The sequence below is a fragment of the Streptomyces flaveolus genome (assembly GCF_044765825.1).
Lineage (GTDB): Bacteria > Actinomycetota > Actinomycetes > Streptomycetales > Streptomycetaceae > Streptomyces > Streptomyces flaveolus.
Genome location: NZ_JBIWKU010000008.1, coordinates 147,329 through 166,616 on the forward strand (window position 1 = coordinate 147,329; position 19,288 = coordinate 166,616).

The 19,288-nt window shown below is 73.5% G+C and carries 22 protein-coding genes; 11 read left to right on the forward strand and 11 right to left on the reverse strand.

The features are described 5' to 3' along the window. Positions 1 to 120: 120 nt before the first annotated feature. Positions 121 to 348: a DUF397 domain-containing protein gene (locus tag ACIRG6_RS24285; RefSeq protein ID WP_189232693.1), complete on the reverse strand. Its 228-nt coding sequence runs from the start codon at positions 346 to 348 to the stop codon at positions 121 to 123. Between the two features lie 360 nt (positions 349 to 708). On the opposite strand from ACIRG6_RS24285, the gene ACIRG6_RS24290 reads away from it, so the two are divergent. The 5 genes from ACIRG6_RS24290 (at position 709) to ACIRG6_RS24310 (ending at position 4,520) form a co-directional block, all read left to right on the forward strand. Next, positions 709 to 1,107, forward strand: a complete 399-nt coding sequence (locus tag ACIRG6_RS24290) for an ATP-binding protein (protein WP_403324556.1) — start codon at positions 709 to 711, stop codon at positions 1,105 to 1,107. A gap of 28 nt (positions 1,108 to 1,135) precedes the next feature. Further along, positions 1,136 to 1,681, forward strand: a complete 546-nt coding sequence (locus ACIRG6_RS24295) for a hypothetical protein (protein WP_403324558.1) — start codon at positions 1,136 to 1,138, stop codon at positions 1,679 to 1,681. A gap of 223 nt (positions 1,682 to 1,904) precedes the next feature. Then, the gene (locus ACIRG6_RS24300) at positions 1,905 to 3,674 is read left to right on the forward strand and encodes an ABC transporter ATP-binding protein (RefSeq protein ID WP_350723430.1); all 1,770 of its coding nucleotides are present in this window, start codon (positions 1,905 to 1,907) and stop codon (positions 3,672 to 3,674) included. Between the two features lie 166 nt (positions 3,675 to 3,840). Further along, complete coding sequence (locus tag ACIRG6_RS24305) at positions 3,841 to 4,104, forward strand: DUF5133 domain-containing protein (protein ID WP_239769277.1); 264 nt, start codon at positions 3,841 to 3,843, stop codon at positions 4,102 to 4,104. A gap of 200 nt (positions 4,105 to 4,304) precedes the next feature. After that, positions 4,305 to 4,520, forward strand: coding sequence for a hypothetical protein (locus ACIRG6_RS24310; RefSeq protein WP_225637498.1), 216 nt, complete (start codon positions 4,305 to 4,307; stop codon positions 4,518 to 4,520). A gap of 6 nt (positions 4,521 to 4,526) precedes the next feature. On the opposite strand, the gene tgmB is transcribed toward ACIRG6_RS24310, so the two are convergent. From tgmB to ACIRG6_RS24340, 6 genes are all read right to left on the reverse strand, one after another. Beyond that, positions 4,527 to 5,510, reverse strand: coding sequence for an ATP-grasp ribosomal peptide maturase (tgmB, locus tag ACIRG6_RS24315; protein WP_403324561.1), 984 nt, complete (start codon positions 5,508 to 5,510; stop codon positions 4,527 to 4,529). A gap of 16 nt (positions 5,511 to 5,526) precedes the next feature. Beyond that, entirely contained in the window at positions 5,527 to 5,718 is a 192-nt protein-coding gene (gene tgmA, locus ACIRG6_RS24320) for a putative ATP-grasp-modified RiPP (protein ID WP_003978169.1), read from the reverse strand. Positions 5,719 to 5,837: 119 nt separating this feature from the next. After that, complete coding sequence (locus ACIRG6_RS24325; protein WP_350723436.1) at positions 5,838 to 6,143, reverse strand: YkvA family protein; 306 nt, start codon at positions 6,141 to 6,143, stop codon at positions 5,838 to 5,840. A gap of 921 nt (positions 6,144 to 7,064) precedes the next feature. Then, a complete protein-coding gene (locus ACIRG6_RS24330; protein ID WP_364682433.1) occupies positions 7,065 to 9,194 on the reverse strand; it encodes a xanthine dehydrogenase family protein molybdopterin-binding subunit in 2,130 nt (709 codons plus the stop codon). 25 nt (positions 9,195 to 9,219) lie between these two features. Then, on the reverse strand, positions 9,220 to 10,212 hold the full coding sequence (locus ACIRG6_RS24335; RefSeq protein ID WP_364682435.1) for an FAD binding domain-containing protein: 993 nt from the start codon (positions 10,210 to 10,212) through the stop codon (positions 9,220 to 9,222). Further along, a complete protein-coding gene (locus tag ACIRG6_RS24340) occupies positions 10,209 to 10,775 on the reverse strand; it encodes a (2Fe-2S)-binding protein (protein ID WP_403324564.1) in 567 nt (188 codons plus the stop codon). Before ACIRG6_RS24340 ends, ACIRG6_RS24335 begins: the two co-directional genes overlap by 4 nt. Before the next feature lie 111 nt (positions 10,776 to 10,886). On the opposite strand from ACIRG6_RS24340, the gene ACIRG6_RS24345 reads away from it, so the two are divergent. Beyond that, positions 10,887 to 11,579, forward strand: a complete 693-nt coding sequence (locus tag ACIRG6_RS24345; protein ID WP_364682437.1) for a maleylpyruvate isomerase N-terminal domain-containing protein — start codon at positions 10,887 to 10,889, stop codon at positions 11,577 to 11,579. A gap of 23 nt (positions 11,580 to 11,602) precedes the next feature. On the opposite strand, the gene ACIRG6_RS24350 is transcribed toward ACIRG6_RS24345, so the two are convergent. Further along, complete coding sequence (locus ACIRG6_RS24350; protein WP_364682439.1) at positions 11,603 to 12,757, reverse strand: hypothetical protein; 1,155 nt, start codon at positions 12,755 to 12,757, stop codon at positions 11,603 to 11,605. A 197-nt stretch (positions 12,758 to 12,954) separates the two neighbouring features. Here ACIRG6_RS24350 and ACIRG6_RS24355 point away from each other — a divergent pair, with 197 nt between their 5' ends. After that, a complete protein-coding gene (locus ACIRG6_RS24355; RefSeq protein WP_350723448.1) occupies positions 12,955 to 13,749 on the forward strand; it encodes an SDR family NAD(P)-dependent oxidoreductase in 795 nt (264 codons plus the stop codon). 25 nt (positions 13,750 to 13,774) lie between these two features. Here the strand turns inward: ACIRG6_RS24355 and ACIRG6_RS24360 are convergent, their stop codons facing one another. Both ACIRG6_RS24360 and ACIRG6_RS24365 read right to left on the reverse strand, forming a co-directional pair. After that, positions 13,775 to 14,113: a hypothetical protein gene (locus ACIRG6_RS24360; RefSeq protein ID WP_364682442.1), complete on the reverse strand. Its 339-nt coding sequence runs from the start codon at positions 14,111 to 14,113 to the stop codon at positions 13,775 to 13,777. A gap of 38 nt (positions 14,114 to 14,151) precedes the next feature. After that, the gene (locus tag ACIRG6_RS24365; protein ID WP_364682444.1) at positions 14,152 to 15,219 is read right to left on the reverse strand and encodes a YihY/virulence factor BrkB family protein; all 1,068 of its coding nucleotides are present in this window, start codon (positions 15,217 to 15,219) and stop codon (positions 14,152 to 14,154) included. A gap of 349 nt (positions 15,220 to 15,568) precedes the next feature. Between ACIRG6_RS24365 and ACIRG6_RS24370 the strand changes: the two genes are divergently transcribed. From ACIRG6_RS24370 to ACIRG6_RS24385, 4 genes are read left to right on the forward strand one after another with little or no spacing between them, the layout of a single operon-like run. Next, entirely contained in the window at positions 15,569 to 15,967 is a 399-nt protein-coding gene (locus ACIRG6_RS24370; RefSeq protein ID WP_239769289.1) for a hypothetical protein, read from the forward strand. Next, positions 15,964 to 16,749, forward strand: a complete 786-nt coding sequence (locus ACIRG6_RS24375; RefSeq protein WP_364682446.1) for a hypothetical protein — start codon at positions 15,964 to 15,966, stop codon at positions 16,747 to 16,749. Before ACIRG6_RS24370 ends, ACIRG6_RS24375 begins: the two co-directional genes overlap by 4 nt. 41 nt (positions 16,750 to 16,790) lie before the next feature. Continuing rightward, positions 16,791 to 17,327 carry a roadblock/LC7 domain-containing protein gene (locus ACIRG6_RS24380; RefSeq protein WP_364682448.1) on the forward strand — a complete coding sequence of 179 codons (537 nt, stop codon included), beginning with the start codon at positions 16,791 to 16,793 and terminating at the stop codon, positions 17,325 to 17,327. A 45-nt stretch (positions 17,328 to 17,372) separates the two neighbouring features. Next, positions 17,373 to 17,747: a roadblock/LC7 domain-containing protein gene (locus ACIRG6_RS24385; protein WP_239769292.1), complete on the forward strand. Its 375-nt coding sequence runs from the start codon at positions 17,373 to 17,375 to the stop codon at positions 17,745 to 17,747. A gap of 79 nt (positions 17,748 to 17,826) precedes the next feature. Here the strand turns inward: ACIRG6_RS24385 and ACIRG6_RS24390 are convergent, their stop codons facing one another. Further along, on the reverse strand, positions 17,827 to 19,191 hold the full coding sequence (locus ACIRG6_RS24390; protein ID WP_225637514.1) for an FAD-dependent oxidoreductase: 1,365 nt from the start codon (positions 19,189 to 19,191) through the stop codon (positions 17,827 to 17,829). Positions 19,192 to 19,288 lie beyond the last annotated feature (97 nt).

A 19,288-nucleotide genomic window follows, 5' to 3' on the forward strand; every position in this document is an offset into this window, starting at 1 on the left:
GCAGACTTGATGAACACACTATCTCACCCTGCCGGTCTCCGCGGCATAAGCCCGTAGAAATCGGGTAGTTGGCCTCCGCTTCGCTGTCGGCGTGCGCTGCGGCGGCCTCTCCCGCCCCCGTCACAGCAAGTGGTCGAACTCGCCGTCCTTCGCGCCGGCCAGGAAGGCGGCGACCTCCGAGGAGGTGTAGACGAGTGCGGGCCCGTCCGGATCGCGGGAGTTGCGCATCGCGATGCCCCCGTCCACGAGGGCGACCTCGACGCAGTTGCCCTCGGCGTTGCTGTGCCGGCTCTTCTTCCAGCAGGCGTCCAGGGAACTGGCCTGCACTCCGTTCCGCACTGGTGGCACCGCAGTCTCCTTGCTGTCCGGGGGAGCGGACCGCGTCACGTCGGCCCTCGCGCGCTCCCGCCCGATTTTTTCTGCGCAATTTCTCGTGCAATTGCACGCGGGCGCTGTCTGCGTGGATAATAGCCGTGGCGTCAACCCCTGGGTTCGCGCCCCGTATTGACGTCGCATCAGGGAGATGCCGTGCCGTCACCTGCGCATCCAACGCTCCGGTCGCCCGGTGAGCCCGTGCCGGAGACGGACGCGGCGAGCCGGTTCGAGGAGCTTCCGCGCACGGCACGAGCGGCCGCCCGCCCCGCAGAGCGGCCGCTCCCCGGCTCCCGCGCGACACCATGTGCACCACCCGCCCCTCCCGCGCCCGCGGTGCTGCGCATCGCCTGCAGCGGGGAGGGCTTCGCCCTCGCCCGGGTGTTCACTCGGGACACATTGCGCCGGTGGTCCCTCGACCACTGCGGTGACGACGCGGTCCTCGTCATCACTGAACTCGCCGCCAACGCCGTGGCGCACGCGGTGCCCTCGGCCGCGACGGACCGGCCGGAGGTCCGGCTGGCACTCAGCCTGCAGCCGGGCCGTCTGACGCTGAGCGTCTCCGACCCCGGGGACAACGCGCCCGTGCGCACCTCGTCCGACGACTGCGACCTGCGTGAGCACGGGCGCGGTCTGTCCATCGTCGACGCCCTGGCGGAGGAGTGGGGCTGGACCCCGAGACCGCCGGCGGGCAAGACCGTCTGGGCCACGTTGTCGACCCGCTCCCTCACCTGACCCGACTGCCGCGGAAGGGCCCCACACCATGCGCAGCGCTCCGACACCACAGCCGAGCACCGGGCGCACCGACCGTCACACGTCGCCGGCCGGTTCGCTCCGTACCGAGCCCCTCGCCGGTCTCGACCGGGTGCCCTGGGCCGAGATCCAGGACTCCAGTGGTTCCGCCGCGGCCATCCCCCGGCTGCTCGACAAGGTCGCCCGGGGTGACGCCGAGACGGCCCGGGCCGCCCTCGGCGACCTGCGGAAACGGATCTGCCAGTTCGGTTTCGTCGTGGAACAGGCCACCGCCGCGACCGTCCCCTTCCTGTGGGAGCTGGCCCAGCGGCCCCAGGTGAACTGCCGCGCGCAGATCATCCAGTTGCTCAAGAGCATCGCCGACGCCCGGCAGTGGGAGACCACCGCCACCGCCTATCCCAAGCTCCTCAACCACCGGGAGAACCCGGTGGCGTGGGAGCGCGCCGCCCGACAGGCCGTCCGCGCTCGGCGCGGCGAGTTGCAGCGGCTGCTGGCCGAGGGCGACAGCGAGATCACGCGGGCCACCACCGAACTGGCCCGCACGCTCGGAGACTGAGGCCCGCGCCCTCCACGGGGGAGAAGGCGCGGGTCTCCCTCCCGGCGTACGCGATTGCCCCGTACGCGATCGGCGACGCACGCCGTCCCCGAGGCGCGCGTTTCCCCGACGTGCGCGTTCCCGGCCCGCGGGACGGTGTGGCGCGGTCCTGGCCGAAGAGGTAAGAAAGCGCGAGGCGAGAAAGCGCTTGCCCTGCCCCTCGGTCACCAGGAGGACCACGCCGATGGCGTCGTCGTTGGAAAAGCCGCTCGACCACCGCTACCGGGGCGAGCACCCGATACGCACGCTCGTCTATCTGCTCCGCGCCGACCGCCGCCAACTGGCCGGTGCGGTCGCGGTGTTCACCGTCAAGCACAGCCCGGTCTGGCTGCTGCCCCTCATCACCGCGTCCATCATCGACACCGTCGTCCAGCACCGGCCGATCGGCACCCTGTGGACCAGCACCGGGATCATCATGTTCATCCTGGTGGTCAACTATCCGTTGCACCTGCTGTACGTCCGCCTCCTGTACGGCAGCGTCCGCCGCATGGGCACCGCCCTGCGGTCCGCCCTGTGCACGCGCATGCAGCAGCTGTCCATCGGCTACCACTCGCGGGTCAGCGCCGGCGTCCTGCAGGCCAAGGTCGTGCGGGACGTGGAAACCGTGGAACAGATGGTGCAGCAGACCGCCGAGACCGGCCTCGGCGCGCTCACCGTCCTCACCGGCGGCCTCGTCATCATCGCCGTCCGCACGCCGGAGTTCCTGCCCGTCTTCCTCGTCGTCGTGCCCGCCGCCTCCCTCCTCGTCGCCCGGCTGCGCGCCCGGCTGCGCGCCCACAACGAGCACTTCCGGCACGAGGTGGAGACCCTCTCCTCCCGCGTCACGGAGATGACCCGGCTCATCCCGGTCACCCGCGCCCACGGGCTGGAGGGCAAGGCGCTGCGCCGCATGGACGGCACCCTGGACCGGCTGCTCACCTCCGGGATGCGCCTCGACCTGGTCAACGGCCGCTTCGGCTCGCTGTCCTGGGTCGTCCTCAACGTCGTCGGCGTCGCGGTCCTCGCGGGCGCGGCACTGGTCTCGTACTACGACGTGTGGGGCGTCAGCGCCGGCGACGTCGTCATGCTCAGCGCCTTCCTGACCACGCTGACCAACTCCACGACGACGCTGGCGGGCCTGGCCCCGGTCATCACCAAGGGCCTGGAGTCCGTCCGTTCGGTCGGCGAGGTGCTCCAGGCGCCCGAACTGGAGGACAACGAGGGCAAGGCCGAGCTCGGCTCCCTGCGCGGGGCCGTCACCTTCGAGAACGTCGGCCACGTCTACGAGAGCGACGGGCGGCCCGCCGTGAGCGACTTCACCCTCGCGGTCGACCCCGGCGAGACCATCGCGCTGGTCGGCGCCTCCGGCGCGGGCAAGTCCACCGTGCTCAACCTGGTGATCGGCTTCCTGCGTCCCACCAGCGGCCGGCTCCTGCTCGACGGCATCGACATGAACACCCTCGACCTGCGCACCTACCGGCGCTTCGTCTCCGTGGTGCCGCAGGAGTCGATCCTCTTCGACGGCACGATCCGGGAGAACGTCGCCTACGGCATGGACGACGCCGACGAGGAGGCGGTGCGTGCGGCGCTGCGCGACGCCAACGCGCTGGAGTTCGTGGAGCGGTTGCCGCAGGGCCTGGACACCCTGGTCGGGGAGCACGGCGCCCGGCTGTCCGGCGGGCAGCGACAGCGGCTGGCCATTGCCCGGGCCCTGATCCGGGACCCCAAGGTGCTCATCCTGGACGAGGCCACCTCGGCCCTGGACACCCGGTCGGAAGCGCTCGTCCAGCAGGCCCTCGCCCGGCTGCTGAGCGGACGCACCACCTTCGTGGTGGCGCACCGGCTGTCCACCGTGCGCGGCGCGGACCGGATCGTGGTGATGGGGGAGGGCCGCGTCCTGGAGACCGGCACGCACGAGGAACTGCTGCGCAGACAAGGGGCGTACACGGCCCTGCACAGCGGTCAGGTCGCCTGACCGCCACCACGGCGTTCCGTCCCTTTTCCCCCTTGTTGTCGACTACCAAGGCGCCGGTCGGACACAAAACGAAGGAATTCCGTCAATTACGATCGAGTGCGCTCGTGGAGTGAATGTTTCGTCAGGGTTCGGGCATACGCAGCGAAAATCGAGAGAGGGGCGCTTCGTGCTCGAACCGGACCCGAAGGTCGTCAGGGAATTGCTGACACGGTACGCGTCACTGCGGATCGCTCAGGCGGAGAGGGAGCGGCCGGCGGCGGCGCGCGAGCTGGCGGACGTCAGCTACACGCTGTGCGTGATGATGGCGACGACCAGCATCCATGACGCGGTGGCCAAGGCCGACGCGCTGCTGCTGGCCAAGGGGCGGACACCGGCCGCCGCCAGGGCGGCGGACCCGGACGGGGAGAGCGGCCTGTCCCTGGCCGTGTGACACCGCCGTACCCGGGGCCCGTCCCGCGGATCCGGCCGGGACCGTCCGGCCCGGCCCGCGGAGCGGGCCCCGCGCACGACCGGACGTGCTGAGTTCCCGTCACCCACTCGGGGGAAAACGCACCACCGGACGGCCGGACGCCTAGACTGCTCAGTCGCGCCTCCGTACGGGGGCGGACGACACGAAAGGCACGTTGACGGGTGTTCCAGGATTCCCCCATCTACGACCGACTCGTCGCCGAATGCGGTGACGTCCCCACGCAGGTGCGCCGGGAGGCCGAGCGAGTGAGCAGGGAACTGGAGGTCGTCATGCGTCCCCTGCACTCGCCCGGCCACCTGCCCGGCGCCGAGCGCTCCCCGTCCCCCGGCGCCGGATGGCAGCGCACCGCGCTGCTGCCCGGCCCGCGCCCGCACTGACGAGGCTCACCCGACGACCGCCGGGTCCGCGCCGTCCGCCGCCGCCGGCTCCGCGCCGCCCGGACGGGCCAGCCACTCGGCGATGGTGCGGGCGATCGGCTGACCCGTGTCCACCTCGACGAAGCCGAACTGACCCGACTGGTTGCACTCCAGGAACCACCAGGTGCCGTCCCCGTCCTCCGCGAAGTCGAAGGCCCCGTACGCCAGGTGCGCCCCGCGCATGTAGGCCAGGACGGCCTCGGCGACGCGCTGCGGCACCTCGGCCGGCCGCCACGGCTCACCGGACGAGGAGAAGCGGACGTCCACCTCCGGGTCCCGGCCGGCGAGGGCCGTCCTGCGGGCGGCGAGCAGCCGGTCGCCGACGACGGTGAGACGGACGTCGGCACGCTTGGCGACCCGGCGTTGCAGCAGCGTCGGGCCGTGCGCGACGGCGGAGAAGTCCGCCTCGGGCGGGACCCGGCTGGTCGGCACCGCCAGCGGCGGATCCTGCGGGTGCGCGCCGGAGACGGGCTTGACGACGAGATCCGGGTACCGCTCGGCGAACTCGCGTGCCGCCCGCGGGAACGTCGTGATCAGCGTGGCCGGCACGGGCAGCCCGCACTCCTGGGCGTGACGCAGTTGCCAGGGCTTGTACCGGGCCCGGTGGGCCGCGTCGGGCTGGTTCATCCACCGCGCCCCGCAGCCGCGGAGCATGCCGTAGAGCGCCTGCGAGGACTCCTCGGTCAGCCACGCCGAGGGCTCGGTGGCCCGTGCGGCCGCACCGCCCGGCCTGCGCACCCAGACGGACCGGAGCCCTCCGATGCTCACCAGGCGTCCCCCCGAGGACAGATGGCCGCGGAAGGAGCCGTGCACGAACTCGCCGGAGAGCGCGACGGAATGGGTCAGATCGGCGGGGTCCAGACGGACCACCGGCACTCCCGACGCGTTCAGGTGCACGACCACCATGTCCGCGGTGACGTCCTCTTCACAGGTCAGGATCAGCACGGTCATTCTCGACGGCCCGTGTTCAGTCGTCGAAGTGAGTCTTCGACCCCGCCGTGGAGGTCGTGGTCCCCAGTTCTCTCAGCAGCGCGTGGTCGCAGGCGGCCACACGCCCGTCGAGGAGCACGTTCAACTGCAGCCCGGAGTCGTAGACGTACGGAGTCGTCGCTTCCAACTCCACTGCGGGCCGTGCGTAGTTGAGCGCGAACGGTTGCATCGTCTCTCCCTAGTCGGTGCTGCGCCGATCAAGCGATGGTCCCTGTGCGCCGTCGCCTGGTCCGCCGACTTCCTTCGGCTTCCAGAGACTTATACGAATCGAACGGGTGAATGGTTTCCTTACGCAGCGTAGTCGCGGGGCGGACGCGTGCCCCGTCCCCGCCCGCCGAGGGAGCCGCGCACGGAGCGCAGGGCGAGGAGCAGTACGCCGATGTCGTCCAGGTACACCGGATCCGGCACGAGATCCGCCGGCAGCACGAAATAGAGGACGGCGCCCCAGAAGACCCATCGGGGCCCGCTGGGCAGCCCGGCCCTTCTGAGGTCCCGTCGGGTACGGACCAGCCGTACCAGGACCCCGACGGCCACGCAGAGGGCGACCGCCGCGAGCGACACCGCCGCGGCGATCACCACTGTGGTCGTATCCACCCCGCCCCTCCTCCTGGTGCGCGGCACATGCCTTGCCAGTCGGATTCCCGCTCGGGGCGGCGATAAGGCTGCGCGCCGGGTCTCTCACCCCCGTGGACCACCCGAGGGGCAAGGTGCGCCGCCGCGGCCCGGATCGCCTCGTCCCCGCCGTCCGGACGGCGGGGAGGCCGGGTCAGCAGGCCCGCCGGCCGGGTAACGTCCTCCACGGACCGGTCGACGCCGACCGCGCGGAGCGCGCCGCCCATGGCTCGCGCAGCCCGTCCAGGAGGACCCGTACGCGTACGAGGCGGCGGCGCCCGCCGAATCACCCGCGCCCGCGGGAGCCGGTCCCCGTGGCCGCGAACGCCGCCGCCTGCGCCCGGCCCGGCGGGACCGGACCCGGACCCGGGACCACGCGCCGGGTGACCGCGACCGCGGTCCTGCGGCACGGCCGGCCGCCCGGCGGGCACGGTGGCCGACGTGGCTCACCGTCCTCGCACTCGCCGGCTGCGGCGTGGCCTGCTTTCCGCCGCAACAGAACGACGCGACCGTCCGCGGCTACGCGTTCGCGCTCGGCCTCTCCGCGCTCCGCCTGGTCGTCGCGCCGGTCCTGACCGTGCGCGCCGCCGTGCCGGTGCTCGCCGTCGCGGTCGTGCTGTCCGCGGCACTGGCGGCGGCCAAGCTCCACGGCACCACCGCTCCCTCGGTGGAGACGTCCCGCACCGTCGACCTCACCCTCGCGCGCGTCCGGGCCGCCGTGGGGGTCGCCGTACCGGCGTCACCGGTCACGCTGACGGCACCGTGCGCACGGGTCGCCTCGCAGGCGCCCGCCAGGAGCCGGCCGGCCCGCCCGGTCGCCCGGGCACGCCGCGTCGCGGACCGACCGCCGACTCGGCCCACCGTGGTCCCGCCGGACGCCGGCCGGACCACGGTGGGCCGCCGTCAAGCCCCCAGCATGCCCGCGGGGTGCTCGTGCTCGAGCAGTCCGGAGAGCACCCGGTCGGGGGTGAGCGGGAGTTCGCGGAAGCGGATGCCGGTGGCGTGGCGCACCGCGTTGCCGATCGCCGCCGCCGAACCGACGATGCCGATCTCGCCGATCCCCTTGCTGCCCATCGGGTTGAGGTGGGCGTCGTCCTCGTCCACCCAGTACGCCTCCACGGACGGGACGTCGGCGTGCGCGGGCACGTGGTACGACGCGAGGTCGGACTCGGTGAAGTCGCCGAACGCCGGGTCCACCGTGCTGTCCTCGGTCAGCGCCATGCCCAGGCCCATCGTCATCCCGCCGACGAACTGCGAGCGCGCCGTACGGGCGTTCAGGATGTGCCCGGCGGCGAAGACGCCCAGCATCCGCCGCACCCGCACCTCCCCGGTGACCGTGTCGACGGTGACCTCGGCGAAGTGCGCCCCGAACGCGTGCCGCGCGTACGGGGTTTCGGCGTCGGCGGTGCCGGAGGTGTCGGCCTCGGCCACGATGCCCTCGTCGGGCGGCGGGCCGACGGGACCGGCCAGACGGTCGGCCAGCCGCGCGCACGCCTCGTGCACGGCCCAGCCCCAGGAGGCGGTGCCGGACGAGCCGCCCGCCACCGGAGCGAACCCGAGGTCGCTGTTCGCGACCTCGATGCGGATCCGCTCCAGGGGCACGCCGAGGGCGTCGGCCGCTATCTGCGCGCACACCGTCCGGGCTCCGGTGCCGATGTCCGTGGCGTTGACCCGCACCAGGAACCCGCCGTCGGGCAGCGCCCTGGCCGAGGCGCGGCAGGGCGCGGCCATCACCGGATACGTGGCGGCGGCCACCCCGCTGCCCACCAGCAGGGGACCCTCGGCACGCGACCCGGGGCGCGGATCGCGCTCCGCCCAGCCGAACCGGCGCGCGCCCTCGCGCAGACACTCCACGAGGTGCCGGCTGCTGAAGGGCCTGCCGCTGTCGGGTTCGGTCTCCGGCTCGTTGCGGATCCGCAGCTCCACCGGGTCGACGCCGAGCCGGACGGCGAGCTCGTCCATCGCGGACTCCAGCGCGTACATGCCGGGGCACTCGCCCGGCGCGCGCATCCAGGACGGCGTGGGAACGTCCAGGGGCACCACGCGGTGGAGCGTGCGCAGGGCGGGAGTGCCGTACATGACGCGCGCGGGGACCGCCGCCTGTTCCACGAACTCCTTCACCCGCGAGGTGTGCGTGGTCACCTCGTGGGAGAGCGACGTGAGCCGCCCGTCGGCTTCGGCGCCGAGGCGCAGCCGGTGCAGGGTCGGCGCGCGGTGGCCGACGACGGTGGGCAGGTAGCGGCGCGGCAGCGCGACGGTGACCGGCCGGCCGGTGTGCATCGCCGCCATCACGGCCAGGACCACGTCGGGGCGCGGAGTGCCCTTGGACCCGAAACCGCCGCCCACGTGCTCGGAGAGGACCGTGATCCGGTCCTCGGTCAGCCCGAACAGCCGGGCGAGTTCCTTCTGCACGGCGGTGCTGCCCTGGCTGGAGGAGTGCACGGTCAGCCGCTCGCCGTCCCACACCGCGGTGCTGCTGTGCGGCTCCATGGGGTGGTTGTGCAGCGGCGGCACCTCGTACGCGACGTCGACCCGGACCGGTGAGGACGCGAAGGCGCCCTCGGCATCGCCGTGCTCGGTGGCGGCCGGGAAACCTCCGTTGGCCGTCTCGGGGACGTAGGCCCCGGGGTGGCCGGCGGTGAGCGTCACGTCGTGGCTCTCCGCCTCGTAGGTGACGCGGACGGCGGCGGCACCCGCCCGGGCCGCCTCCAGTGTCTCGCCCACCACCAGGCCCACGAACCAGCCCCGGTGCGGCACGTGCGGGCTCTGCAGCAGGGCGAGCGTCGGGTCGTCGGGCTCGCCCAGCCGGGGCGCGTTCTCGTGGGTGAGCACCGCGAGCACGCCCGGCAGCGCGAGCGCGGGCGCGACGTCCACGCCGGTCACCCGGCCGCGCGCGATCGCCGCCGGCACGGGCCGGGCCTGGGCACGGTCGGGGAAGTCGTACTCGGCGGCGTACCGGGCGATGCCGGTGACCTTCTCCCGCCCCTCCCGGCGCTCGGCGGGAGCGCCCAGGACGGTCTCGGTGCCGGTCATGGAGTCCTCCTCGTGGACGCCGGTGTCAGGTGGTCGCGGGCGGCGCCAGCCGGCCCAGTACGTCCAGGGCGAGCCGGCGGGCCAGCGGCACCTTGTAGGTGTTGTCCCGCAGCGGCTCGGCCGCCTCCAGCTCCAGGTCGACGGCGTGCTCGAACGCGGCCGTCGTGGGCGCCGCGCCGAGCAGCGCCTCCTCGGCCCGCCGGGCCCGCCAGGGCCGGTGCGCGAGCGCGCCGAACGCGATGCCGGCCCGGTCCACCACGCCGTCCGCCAGGTGCAGCACGACGGCGACGGAGGCCAGCGCGAAGGCGTACGACGCCCGGTCCCGGGCCTTGCGGTAGGCCGACGGCAGCCCGGCCGTGGCGGCCGGCAGGACCACGCCGGTGATCAGCTCGCCGGGGCGGATCTCGGTGTCCCGCTCGGGGTGCTCGCCGGGCAGCCGGTGGAACTCGGCGGCGGGCACGCTCCGGGCGCCCTCCGTGCCGTACAGCTCCACGCGCGCGTCGAGGGCGGCCAGCGCCACCGCCATGTCCGAGGGATGGGTGGCGATGCACAGCGCGGACTGCCCGAGCACCGCGTGGTCGCGGTGCACCCCCTCCAGCGCGCCGCAGCCGGTGCCGGGCTCGCGCTTGTTGCAGGGCTTGGACAGGTCCTGGAAGTAGGGGCAGCGGGTGCGTTGCAGCAGGTTGCCGCCGGTGGTCGCGGCGTTGCGCAGCTGCCCCGAGGCACCCGCCAGCAGGGCCTGGGACAGCGCGGGGTAGCGGTCGCGGACGGCCGGATGGGCGGCGAGGTCGCTGTTGCGCACCATCGCGCCGACGCGCAGCGAACCGTCGGGCAGCTCCTCCACCGCGTCCAGCGGCAGCCGGGTGACGTCGACGAGCGCGGCGGGCGTCTCGACGCCGAGCTTCATCAGGTCGACCAGGTTGGTGCCCCCGCCGAGGTAGCGGGCGCCGGGGTGGGTGGCGAACGCGTCGGTGGCCTCCTCGACGCTGCCCGCCCGTACGTAGGCGAAGGGCTTCACGGGATCACGTCCTCGACCGCGTCGGCGATGCGCGGATACGCCCCGCACCGGCACAGGTTGCCGCTGAGCCGCTCCCGGATCTCCTCCCGGTCCAGCGGCACGGGCTCGCCGGAGGGCGTCGCCGGGTCCGTGACGTGGGAGGGATGACCGGCCTCGGCCTCGGCGAGCGCGCCGATCGCGGAGCAGATCTGGCCGGGGGTGCAGTAACCGCACTGGAAGGCGTCGCGCTCCAGGAACGCGCGCTGGAGCGGATGCAGTTCCTCGCCGTCCCCGGCGAGGCCCTCGACGGTGGTGACCTCACAGCCGTCCAGGGCGACGGCCAGCTGCAGGCAGCTGTTGACGCGCCGGCCGTCCACCAGGACCGTGCAGGCGCCGCACTGCCCGTGGTCGCAGCCCTTCTTGGCGCCCGTGAGCCCGAGATCCTCCCGCAGGAGGTCCAGCAGGACGCGACGGTGGTCGACGGTGAGGGTGTGGGGTTTGCCGTTGACCCGCAGGGTGGTGTCCGAGCGGGATGACCCGGACGTGCGGGAAGCGGGGGTGGCGCTCCGGTGCTGGCTGTCCATGGCGTCGCTGACCTTCCGGGACGGGCCGTGCTGCTGTGCAGACCGCGTATCCACGTCACGCCGACTGACACGTGAGGGTGCCCTCAGTCGGACACGACCTAGGGTGGCGCCATGACCACGGAACACGAGGTCCGTACGGACCCGGACCCGGCCGGCGTCGTGCGCGAGGCGTACGGGGCGTTGGCGGAGGTCGTCCGCCCCCTCGGGGACGAGGAGTCGTGGCTGCCGACCGACTGCGCCGGATGGGCGGTGCGCGATCTGGTGTTCCACCTGCTCGGGGACGCCCAGCGGGCCCTGGTGGCGCTGCACACCCCGGCCGCGGAACAGCCCGACCGGGACGCCGTCACCTATTGGCGGGACTGGACACCCGACCCCGTCGGCGCGGCCCACGGGCGGCGCTGGAACCGGGTCGCGGCGAGCATGTTCCTCGACTTCGGTCAGTTGAAGGAGTCGTACCTGGAGACGGCGGCGGCCACCGTGACGGCCGCGGCGACGGCCGAGCCCCGCCGCCGGGTGCGCACCCAGGGGCATGTGCTGACCGCCGGAGACCTGCTGACGACCCTCGGCGTCGAGGCGACCGTCCACCACCTCGACCTGACCGTCGCACCGGCCGCCGCGCCCGGGCCGTCACCGGCGGGGCTGACCGCGGTCCGCGCCACCCTCGACGGCCTCCTGGGCCGCCCGGTCCCGCTGGACTGGAGCGACGAGCACTACGCCCGCGCCGCCACCGGACGCGCCGGGCTCACCGACGACGAACGGCGGGTCCTGGGAGCCGACGCGAACCGCTTCCCGCTCTTCAGCTGAGCCGCGCCGGCCACCGGCGGTCGTCAGGCGCCGCTCCCGGCCGACGGCGGGGTCCGACGGCCACCGGCCTCGGGCCGCGGTGCCCGGCCGGCGCTCCTGAACCGTTCCAGCGTGCGGGTCAGCCCGCGCAGCGGGGAAGGCGACGGCGCCGCTGACGGCGGAGCCGCGGCCGGCGCCGGACCGGCGGACTCCCGGTACGCGGCCAGCGCCTCGGCCGCGCGTTCGGCCGCCTCCCGGTACAGGTCGCGGGACTGCGTCATGGCCTCCAGCGCCTCGGCGTACATGGCCACCAGCTTGCGCTCGCGGGCCAGTTCCTCCTCCAGGGTCAGCAGCCGCCAGTCCTCCCGCAGCGCCCTGAGCGCCTCCTCGGCGCCGTCCACGAGCGGCCGGGGCAGCGCCGCGAAGGCCGTGACCGCCGCGATGAGGTCGACGGGCTCGGTGCCGTCCAGGAAGACGCTGCGGACGGAGAAGTCCTGGGCGTCGTAGTCGGCCGGGGCCGGGGTGCCGGGCAGGATCACCGCGCCGCCGCGCGGCACCTGGACGCCGAAGTCCTCCAGCGCCCAGTTGACGACCCGCAGCTGCTGCGGAGCCGCGCGGTGCTCGACCACGCGGTGGCGCAGGCTCGCGGGCAGCCGCTCCGCCAGCGGCACCCGGCCGCGGTGGTCGGGGGTCATCGCCTCGTGCACGACGACGTGGATGTTCCACGCTCCGCGCCCGGCCTCCTTGATCAGCCGCCGTACGGCCTTGTCGTCGTCCGGCAGGGTGTTGATCCCCCGCAGCCGCAGACCGGTGGCGATGTCGCGGTCCCAGGTGACGTCGGGGTCATCGGGCCAGAACATGGTGGCGGGCGACGGCCACGCGGGGTCCCAGGCCTCCTCGGCCTCCGCGAGCAGGGTCCACTCCTGTCCGCCCGCCGAGCCGGGCGACAGCGTCAGCCGGGCGCGCACGGTGACGGTGCCGCCGGCCTTCCAGCGCGCTTCGAAGACGCGTACGCCGTGTGCGCCGTCCTCGGCCGGGCCGTCGGGCAGCTCCTGGAAGTCGTCGAGGACGTGACGGTCCTTGAGCCGTCGCAGGGTGCGCCGGACGGTGTCCTCCGCGGCGGATCCGACGTGGCGGCCGCGAGCCGGCCACACCGTGGGGGGAGTCGTGGGGCGGGCGGCGGTGGGAGAGGTCGGCATGAGTCCATCTGTGAGGCGGGGATACGGGCGAAAGGCCAGTATCGTCGCCGCGGGCCGCCGGAGATCACCCGGGGTCCGCCGACCGGGCGTGCCGCGCGTCGTGCCCGGCGCGGTTCGCCGGGGCGGAAGGCGGGTCGTGGGCGAGGCTGGGCAGGGGGGACGGCGGAAGACCTCACGACACGACAGGGAGCGACCCGATGAACCTCGACCTCGGCGGGCGGACCGCGCTGGTGACCGGCTCTTCGCAGGGCATCGGAGCGGCGATCGCCGCCCAGCTGGCCCGGGCCGGTGCCACGGTGGGCGTCAACGGACGCGACGCTGCCCGACTGGCGGAGAGCGTCGTCGAGCTGAGGGCCGCGGTGCCCGACGGCGAGTTCGTCCCCGTCGCCGCCGACCTCGGCACCGAGGAGGGCGCGGACCGGGCCGTCCGTACGCTGCCCGACGTGGACATCCTGGTCAACAACCTCGGCATCTTCGGCGCCGTCCCCGCGCTGGAGATCAGCGACGACGAGTGGCGCCGCTACTTCGAGATCAACGTCCTCGCGGGCGTCAGGCTGACGCGCGCCCATCTCCCCCGAATGAGGGAACGGGGCTGGGGCCGGGTGCTGTACATCGCGAGTGACTCGGCCGTGGTCATCCCGGCCGAGATGATCCACTACGGGGTCTCCAAGACGGCCCTGCTGGCGGTGAGCCGCGGCTTCGCCAAGGAGGCGGCCGGCAGCGGCGTCACGGTGAACTCCGTCATCGCCGGACCGACCCGTACCGAGGGCGTCGAGGACTTCGTGTACCAGCTGGTCGACCGCGACCTGCCCTGGGAGGAGGCGCAGCGGGTCTTCATGCGCGAACACCGCCCGCAGTCGCTGCTCCAGCGGCTGATCGAGCCCGAGGAGATCGCCAACCTCGTGGTCTACCTCAGCTCGGAGCAGGCGTCCGCGACGACCGGCGCGGCGGTGCGCGCCGACGGGGGCTACGTCGACTCGATCCTCCCGTAGGCGGCGCTCAGGGGGGCCGTCGCGGCTACCGCTTCTCGTTCTTCCGGGGCGCCCGGGTCTCGCGTCCGCCGACCACGTCCGTGACGCCGGACTCGTCCGCCGTGTCGTCGCCGGGGCGCGGTGTGCTCCGGCCGCCGGGCTGCCCGCCGCCCGTGGTGCCGTAGCCGCCCGGCACGCCGGGCACGCTGTCGGCGTCGGCCTGCTCACGGCTGATGTGCCGGGTGGCCCGCACATTGGCGTGCCGCTCCGGATAGGGATACTCGAAGGGCCGGGCCGCGGCGCGCTCCTCCTCGGTCCGCTCGGCCCGGGCCGTGTCCTGCGGTTCCGGGCGTTCGGGGGGTTCTGGAGTCCTGCTGTCAGTCATGGCGTCCGCGTACCCATGAGGCGCGGGGCCATGTGGCGTCACTGGTCCGGTGATGCCGCGCGCCGCCGGTCCGCGGCGTCCCAGGCCCGCGTGTCGCGGGGCTCGACGTACGGCTCGTCCTCGGGCGGATGGCCGCCGTCGATGACGCGCTGCCGGGCCAGTTCGGCGTCGAACTCCAGACCGAGGAGGATCGCCAGGTTCGTCACCCACAGCCAGACCAGGAAGACGATGACGCCCGCCAGCGTGCCGTACGTCTTGTTGTACGAGCCGAAGTTCGCCACGTAGAAGGCGAACCCGGCGGAGGCCACCAGCCAGACCAGCAGGGCGATGACGCTGCCCGGCGTGATCCACCTGAAGCCCCGCGGGCGGGCGTTCGGCGTGGCCCAGTACAGGATCGCGATCATGCTCGTGACGAGCAGCACCAGGACGGGCCACTTGGCGATGGACCACACGGTCAACGCGGTGTCGCCGACGCCGAGCGCGCTGCCCGCCTGCCGGGCCAGAGTGCCGGTGAACACCACGATGAGCGCGCTGACCACGGCGAGCACGAGCAGCACCACGGTCAGGGCCACCCGCAGCGGCAGCACCTTCCACACCGGCCGTCCCTCCGGCACGTCGTAGACCGCGTTGGCCGCGCGGATGAACGCGGCCACGTAGCCGGACGCCGACCAGACGGCACCGAGCAGACCGACCACCGCCAGTACGGAGCCCAGGCCGGCCTTGGACTGCAGCTGCTTCACGGCGTCGGTGATGACGTCCCGCGCGGACCCGGGGGCGAGCTTCTGGATGTTGTCCAGGACCTCCTGGGTGGCGGACTGCCCGGCGATCCCCAGCAGCGAGACCAGCACCAGCAGAGCGGGGAACAGCGACAGGATCCCGTAGTAGGTCAGGGCGGCGGCGCGGTCGGTGAGCTCGTCGTCCTTGAACTCGGACAGGACGCGCCGCAGCAGCGCGGACCACGAGCGCTTCGGCAGCTGGGTGGGGGAGTCGGGAGCGGCCCGCTCGGTGGAGGCGCCCGGACCGTAGTCCTCGGGCGTCTTGCCGTCCGCCGTACGGTCCTGGTCCGGTGCGTGCTTCCCGTCGTGGGGAGGGGGCTGTTCTGCCATGTCCGGCGGGTTGCCCGTCGCGGCGTGTCCACGCCTGTGCGCCCGTGCTCGCGCCGGTGCGCCGGTGTCCGCACCGGGTGTGCGGCGCGCACCCGAGGTGGTGCCGCTCACTCGTGGCGGAGGGCCCCGGGCCGCCCGCACCATGGTTCGCGCGGACAGGTCCCGCCCACCATCCGCACCGGGGCGCGGGCCTGCCCGCGCCCCCTTCTTCCCGGGCCGAATCGTCGCAGTATGCCGCACCGGGGGCACGTTCCTCTGGAAAATGCCAAAGCCCTCACCGGATGCGTGCACCTTCCGTAGTCTCGGCGTCACGTTCGCGGTACAGCCGTGCAGGGGGAGGGGATCCGGCGTGCCCGGAATCGACGAGAGTCTGCTGGAAGCCATGCGGCTGCCCGGCGCCCGGGGCGCTTCGCTGGTCGACTGGATCAGCGGACTCGCCCTCGGCGCGGTGGGTGAAGCGCCGGGCGGCGACCCGGAGGCGACGGCCGCGGAGACGGCCGAACTCGCCCGGCACGTCGCCGAGAGCGGCTCCCTGGCACCGGCCGGCGAGTCCGCCGTGCCGGAGAAGGAACCGCCGGTCGAGGACATGATCGTCACGACGGGAGACTCCTACCACCTGCTCAGGTTCGTCAGCACCCCCTTCGACAGCACCGTCTTCCTCCACCTCTGGCTGGACCGCAACGACGGAAACCTCGCCCTGGCGCGCATCCGGCTGGCCGAGATGGCGGACCGGCTGGTGCTCGGATGACCGCGGCGGCGACGGCGTGGACCGAGCACGGGACGACGTCCGAGGCGCTCGGCACCCTGGCGGCCGAAGGCGCGACCGGCGCCCTGTCGGGCGAGCGCGGCATCGTCTACCTCTCCGCGGGCCGCGTCGTGCACGTGGAGTCGGCGCTCACCCCGGACCTCGGCGCGCTGCTCACCCGCAGCGGCGCCGTCCCGCCGGACGGCTGGTGGGAGGCGGTCGACCGGGGCGGCATCCACCACCGGGTCGGACACCGGCTGGTGGACAGCGGCCGGCTCGCCGCCGGTGCCCTGGAGGTCTGCCACCTGGGCGCGCTCTTCGACGCCGCGTACTTCGTCCTCGCCCACGACACGCGCGCGCACCGCTTCCGGCCGGGTGCCCTGCACTGGCTCGGCGCGGTGCGGTCCGTGCCCGTGGACACCGTCGTGCGGGAGTCGCGCCGCCGCCGCGACCTGCTGGAGCGCATCTGGCCGGACCCCGACATCGACGTCGTGCCACTCGCCCGTGTCCCCGGCGCCGGCACCGGCGACCTCCCGGCCCGGCGCGGCCGGACCCTGACCCAGGTCGACGGCGTGCGCACCGCCGCGGACATCGCCGCGTCCCTCGCCTGCCGCACCTACCACACCCTCGTCGAACTGCGCCGCCTGGCCGCCGACGGACTCGTCACCGCCGCCCCGAGCACACCCCCGCCGGCCCCGGCGGGCCAGGAGGCGTACCCGGCCGCCTGGGACGACCCGGACACGGCACTGCTGCGACGGCTCCGAGACGCCCTGGAGGCCCTGTGATCCGCGCGCGTCGCCAGCGTGCCGAAAGGAGACTGCTCATCATGGCCGTCGAGAGCGACGTCCTGGACGAACTGCACCGCCTGCGCAACCGCGTGCCCCAGCTGACCGGATCGCTCGCTGCCACCGTCGACGGGCTCGTACTGGCCCACGACGCGCCGGGCACCGAACCCGAGGGCCTCGCCGCGCTCACCGCCGCCGCCCTCGGCGTCGCCCACCGCATGGCCGAGGCCACCGCACGCGGCGGCTTCCGCGAACTGCTGCTGCGCGGGGCCGACGGCTACGTCGCCACCTACGCGGCCGGGCCGGCCGCCGTGCTCACCCTGCTCGCCGACGGCCGCGTCAACGTGGGACGGCTGCACCTGGAGGGCCGGCGCAGCGGCGCCCGCATCGGCGAACTCGTCGCCGCCCACATCGGTCACGACCGCACCCGCCCCGGCGACCGGCCGGCACCGGGCGAGCACGCCACGACGACGCCCGCCGACCTGGCGCGGCCGATCGGCACGCTGCCGGTGCGCACCCCGCAACGGCCCGCACACGAACCACGCCCCCAGGCCGGCGGCCACCGCCGGCCCATCTGACTCCGGTCAGGTGTCCACCGATCACGTACGGAAGGAAACCCGCGCATGGCCAACCTGGAGACCTCGCTCAAGGAATGCCTGAGCTCGATCGACGGAGCGACCGCCGCGGCGCTGGTCGACTACACCAGCGGCATGGCCCTCGGCACGCTGGGCGGCACCAAGGACTTCAACCTGGAGGTCGCCGCCGCCGGCAACACCGACGTCGTGCGGGCCAAGCTGCGCACGATGGAACTGCTCGGTCTGAAGGAGGAGATCGAGGACATCCTGATCACCCTGAACAGTCAGTACCACCTGATCCGCCTGCTCAAGGGCCGCGGCGGCAACGGGCTGTTCCTCTACCTCGTGCTCGACGGCAGCCGCGCCAACCTGGCGATGGCCCGGCACCAGCTGCGCCGCATCGAGGGCGAGCTGGAGGTCTGACACCCTTCGGCACGACGGCACGGCACACGGGTGCGGCCCGGCGGGACGCCCCGCCGGGCCGCACCCGGGCATCCGCGGCTCAGGCGCCGCTCTCCCTGAGCATGTCCTCGCGCTCGACGAGCTTCACGCGCTCGCGTCCCTGCGGCTCGCCCAGCGCCTTCTCCGCGGCGTCCAGGCGGTACCAGCCGTCCCACGTGGTGAAGCGGACGTTCCGCTCGGCCAGGTACGCGTCCACGGCCTCCGGGCCGGGAGAGGCGGGCGTGTGCAGGCGGCCATGGGCGTAGTCGTCCAGCAGGTTGGACACCGTCTCGTTGGCGTCGCCCTTGGTGTGGCCGATCAGGCCGACCGGGCCGCGCCGGATCCAGCCGGTGACGTACGTCGACTGCAGGTGCTCGCCGGACTCCTGGACGACGCGCCCGCCCTCGTCCGGGACCGTGCCGGAGTCGAGGTCCCAGGGCAGCTTGGGGAGCTGGTCGGACAGGTAGCCGACGGCCCGGTAGACCGCCTGGACGTCCCAGTCCTTGAACTCGCCGGTGCCCTTGACGTTGCCGGTGCCGTCCAGCGCGGTGCGCTCGGTGCGCAGCCCGACGACCTTGCCGTCCTCGCCGAGGATCTCGGTGGGCGACTCGAAGAAGTGCAGGAACAGCTTGTGCGGACGGTCGCCGACGTCGCGGATCGCCCAGTTCTCCAGGGTCTTGGCGACCATGTCGGCCTGCTTGTTGCCCCGCCGGGTCGCGATCGAGCCGTCGTCGTAGTCGATGTCCTCGGGGTCGACGATGACCTCGATGGTGGGGGAGTGGTCCAGCTCCCGCAGCTCCATCGGGCTGAACTTCGCCTGCGCCGGGCCACGGCGGCCGAAGACGTGGATCTCCAGGGCCTTGTTGGCCTTGAGACCCTCGTAGACGTTCGGCGGGATCTCGGTCGGCAGCAGCTCGTCGGCCGTCTTGGCGAGGACGCGGGCCACGTCGAGGGCGACGTTGCCGACGCCGAGGACGGCGACCTTCTCCGCCTCGAGCGGCCAGGTGCGCGGCACGTCCGGGTGGCCGTCGTACCAGGACACGAAGTCGGCGGCGCCGTAGGAGCCGTCGAGGTCGATGCCGGGTATGGACAGCGCCCGGTCGGCCGTGGCGCCCGTGGCGAAGATCACGCCGTCGTAGAACGTGCGCAGGTCGTCCAGGCTGATGTCGGTGGGGTAGTCCACGTTGCCGAAGAGACGGATCTGCGGCTTGTCGAGCACCTGGTGCAGGGCGGTGATGATGCCCTTGATCCGCGGATGGTCGGGGGCGACGCCGTAGCGGATGAGCCCGAACGGGGCGGGCATGCGCTCGAAGATGTCGATGGACACGCCGGGGTCGGCGGCCACCTCGGACTTGAGCAGGGCGTCGGCGGCGTAGATCCCGGCCGGGCCGGATCCGACGATGGCTACCCGCAGAGGGCGGGGCATGTTCAGGTTCCCTTCGAGCGGTAACAGATCGACTCTCCGGGAAGCCTAAGCTGAGGCAAGCCTAAGTCGGTACGCGGGTCCGGTCTATGGGGCCATA

What these genes read in the sequence shown, in the direction of transcription:
- ACIRG6_RS24295 (WP_403324558.1), top strand. Translation starts at nt 1,136, where the DNA reads ATGCGCAGCGCTCCGACACCACAGCCGAGCACCGGGCGCACCGACCGT.
- ACIRG6_RS24300 (WP_350723430.1), top strand. Translation starts at nt 1,905, where the DNA reads ATGGCGTCGTCGTTGGAAAAGCCGCTCGACCACCGCTACCGGGGCGAG.
- tgmB (WP_403324561.1), bottom strand. Translation starts at nt 5,510, where the DNA reads ATGACCGTGCTGATCCTGACCTGTGAAGAGGACGTCACCGCGGACATG.
- tgmA (WP_003978169.1), bottom strand. Translation starts at nt 5,718, where the DNA reads ATGCAACCGTTCGCGCTCAACTACGCACGGCCCGCAGTGGAGTTGGAA.
- ACIRG6_RS24330 (WP_364682433.1), bottom strand. Translation starts at nt 9,194, where the DNA reads ATGACCGGCACCGAGACCGTCCTGGGCGCTCCCGCCGAGCGCCGGGAG.
- ACIRG6_RS24340 (WP_403324564.1), bottom strand. Translation starts at nt 10,775, where the DNA reads ATGGACAGCCAGCACCGGAGCGCCACCCCCGCTTCCCGCACGTCCGGG.
- ACIRG6_RS24345 (WP_364682437.1), top strand. Translation starts at nt 10,887, where the DNA reads ATGACCACGGAACACGAGGTCCGTACGGACCCGGACCCGGCCGGCGTC.
- ACIRG6_RS24350 (WP_364682439.1), bottom strand. Translation starts at nt 12,757, where the DNA reads ATGCCGACCTCTCCCACCGCCGCCCGCCCCACGACTCCCCCCACGGTG.
- ACIRG6_RS24355 (WP_350723448.1), top strand. Translation starts at nt 12,955, where the DNA reads ATGAACCTCGACCTCGGCGGGCGGACCGCGCTGGTGACCGGCTCTTCG.
- ACIRG6_RS24360 (WP_364682442.1), bottom strand. Translation starts at nt 14,113, where the DNA reads ATGACTGACAGCAGGACTCCAGAACCCCCCGAACGCCCGGAACCGCAG.
- ACIRG6_RS24365 (WP_364682444.1), bottom strand. Translation starts at nt 15,219, where the DNA reads ATGGCAGAACAGCCCCCTCCCCACGACGGGAAGCACGCACCGGACCAG.
- ACIRG6_RS24375 (WP_364682446.1), top strand. Translation starts at nt 15,964, where the DNA reads ATGACCGCGGCGGCGACGGCGTGGACCGAGCACGGGACGACGTCCGAG.
- ACIRG6_RS24380 (WP_364682448.1), top strand. Translation starts at nt 16,791, where the DNA reads ATGGCCGTCGAGAGCGACGTCCTGGACGAACTGCACCGCCTGCGCAAC.
- ACIRG6_RS24385 (WP_239769292.1), top strand. Translation starts at nt 17,373, where the DNA reads ATGGCCAACCTGGAGACCTCGCTCAAGGAATGCCTGAGCTCGATCGAC.
- ACIRG6_RS24390 (WP_225637514.1), bottom strand. Translation starts at nt 19,191, where the DNA reads ATGCCCCGCCCTCTGCGGGTAGCCATCGTCGGATCCGGCCCGGCCGGG.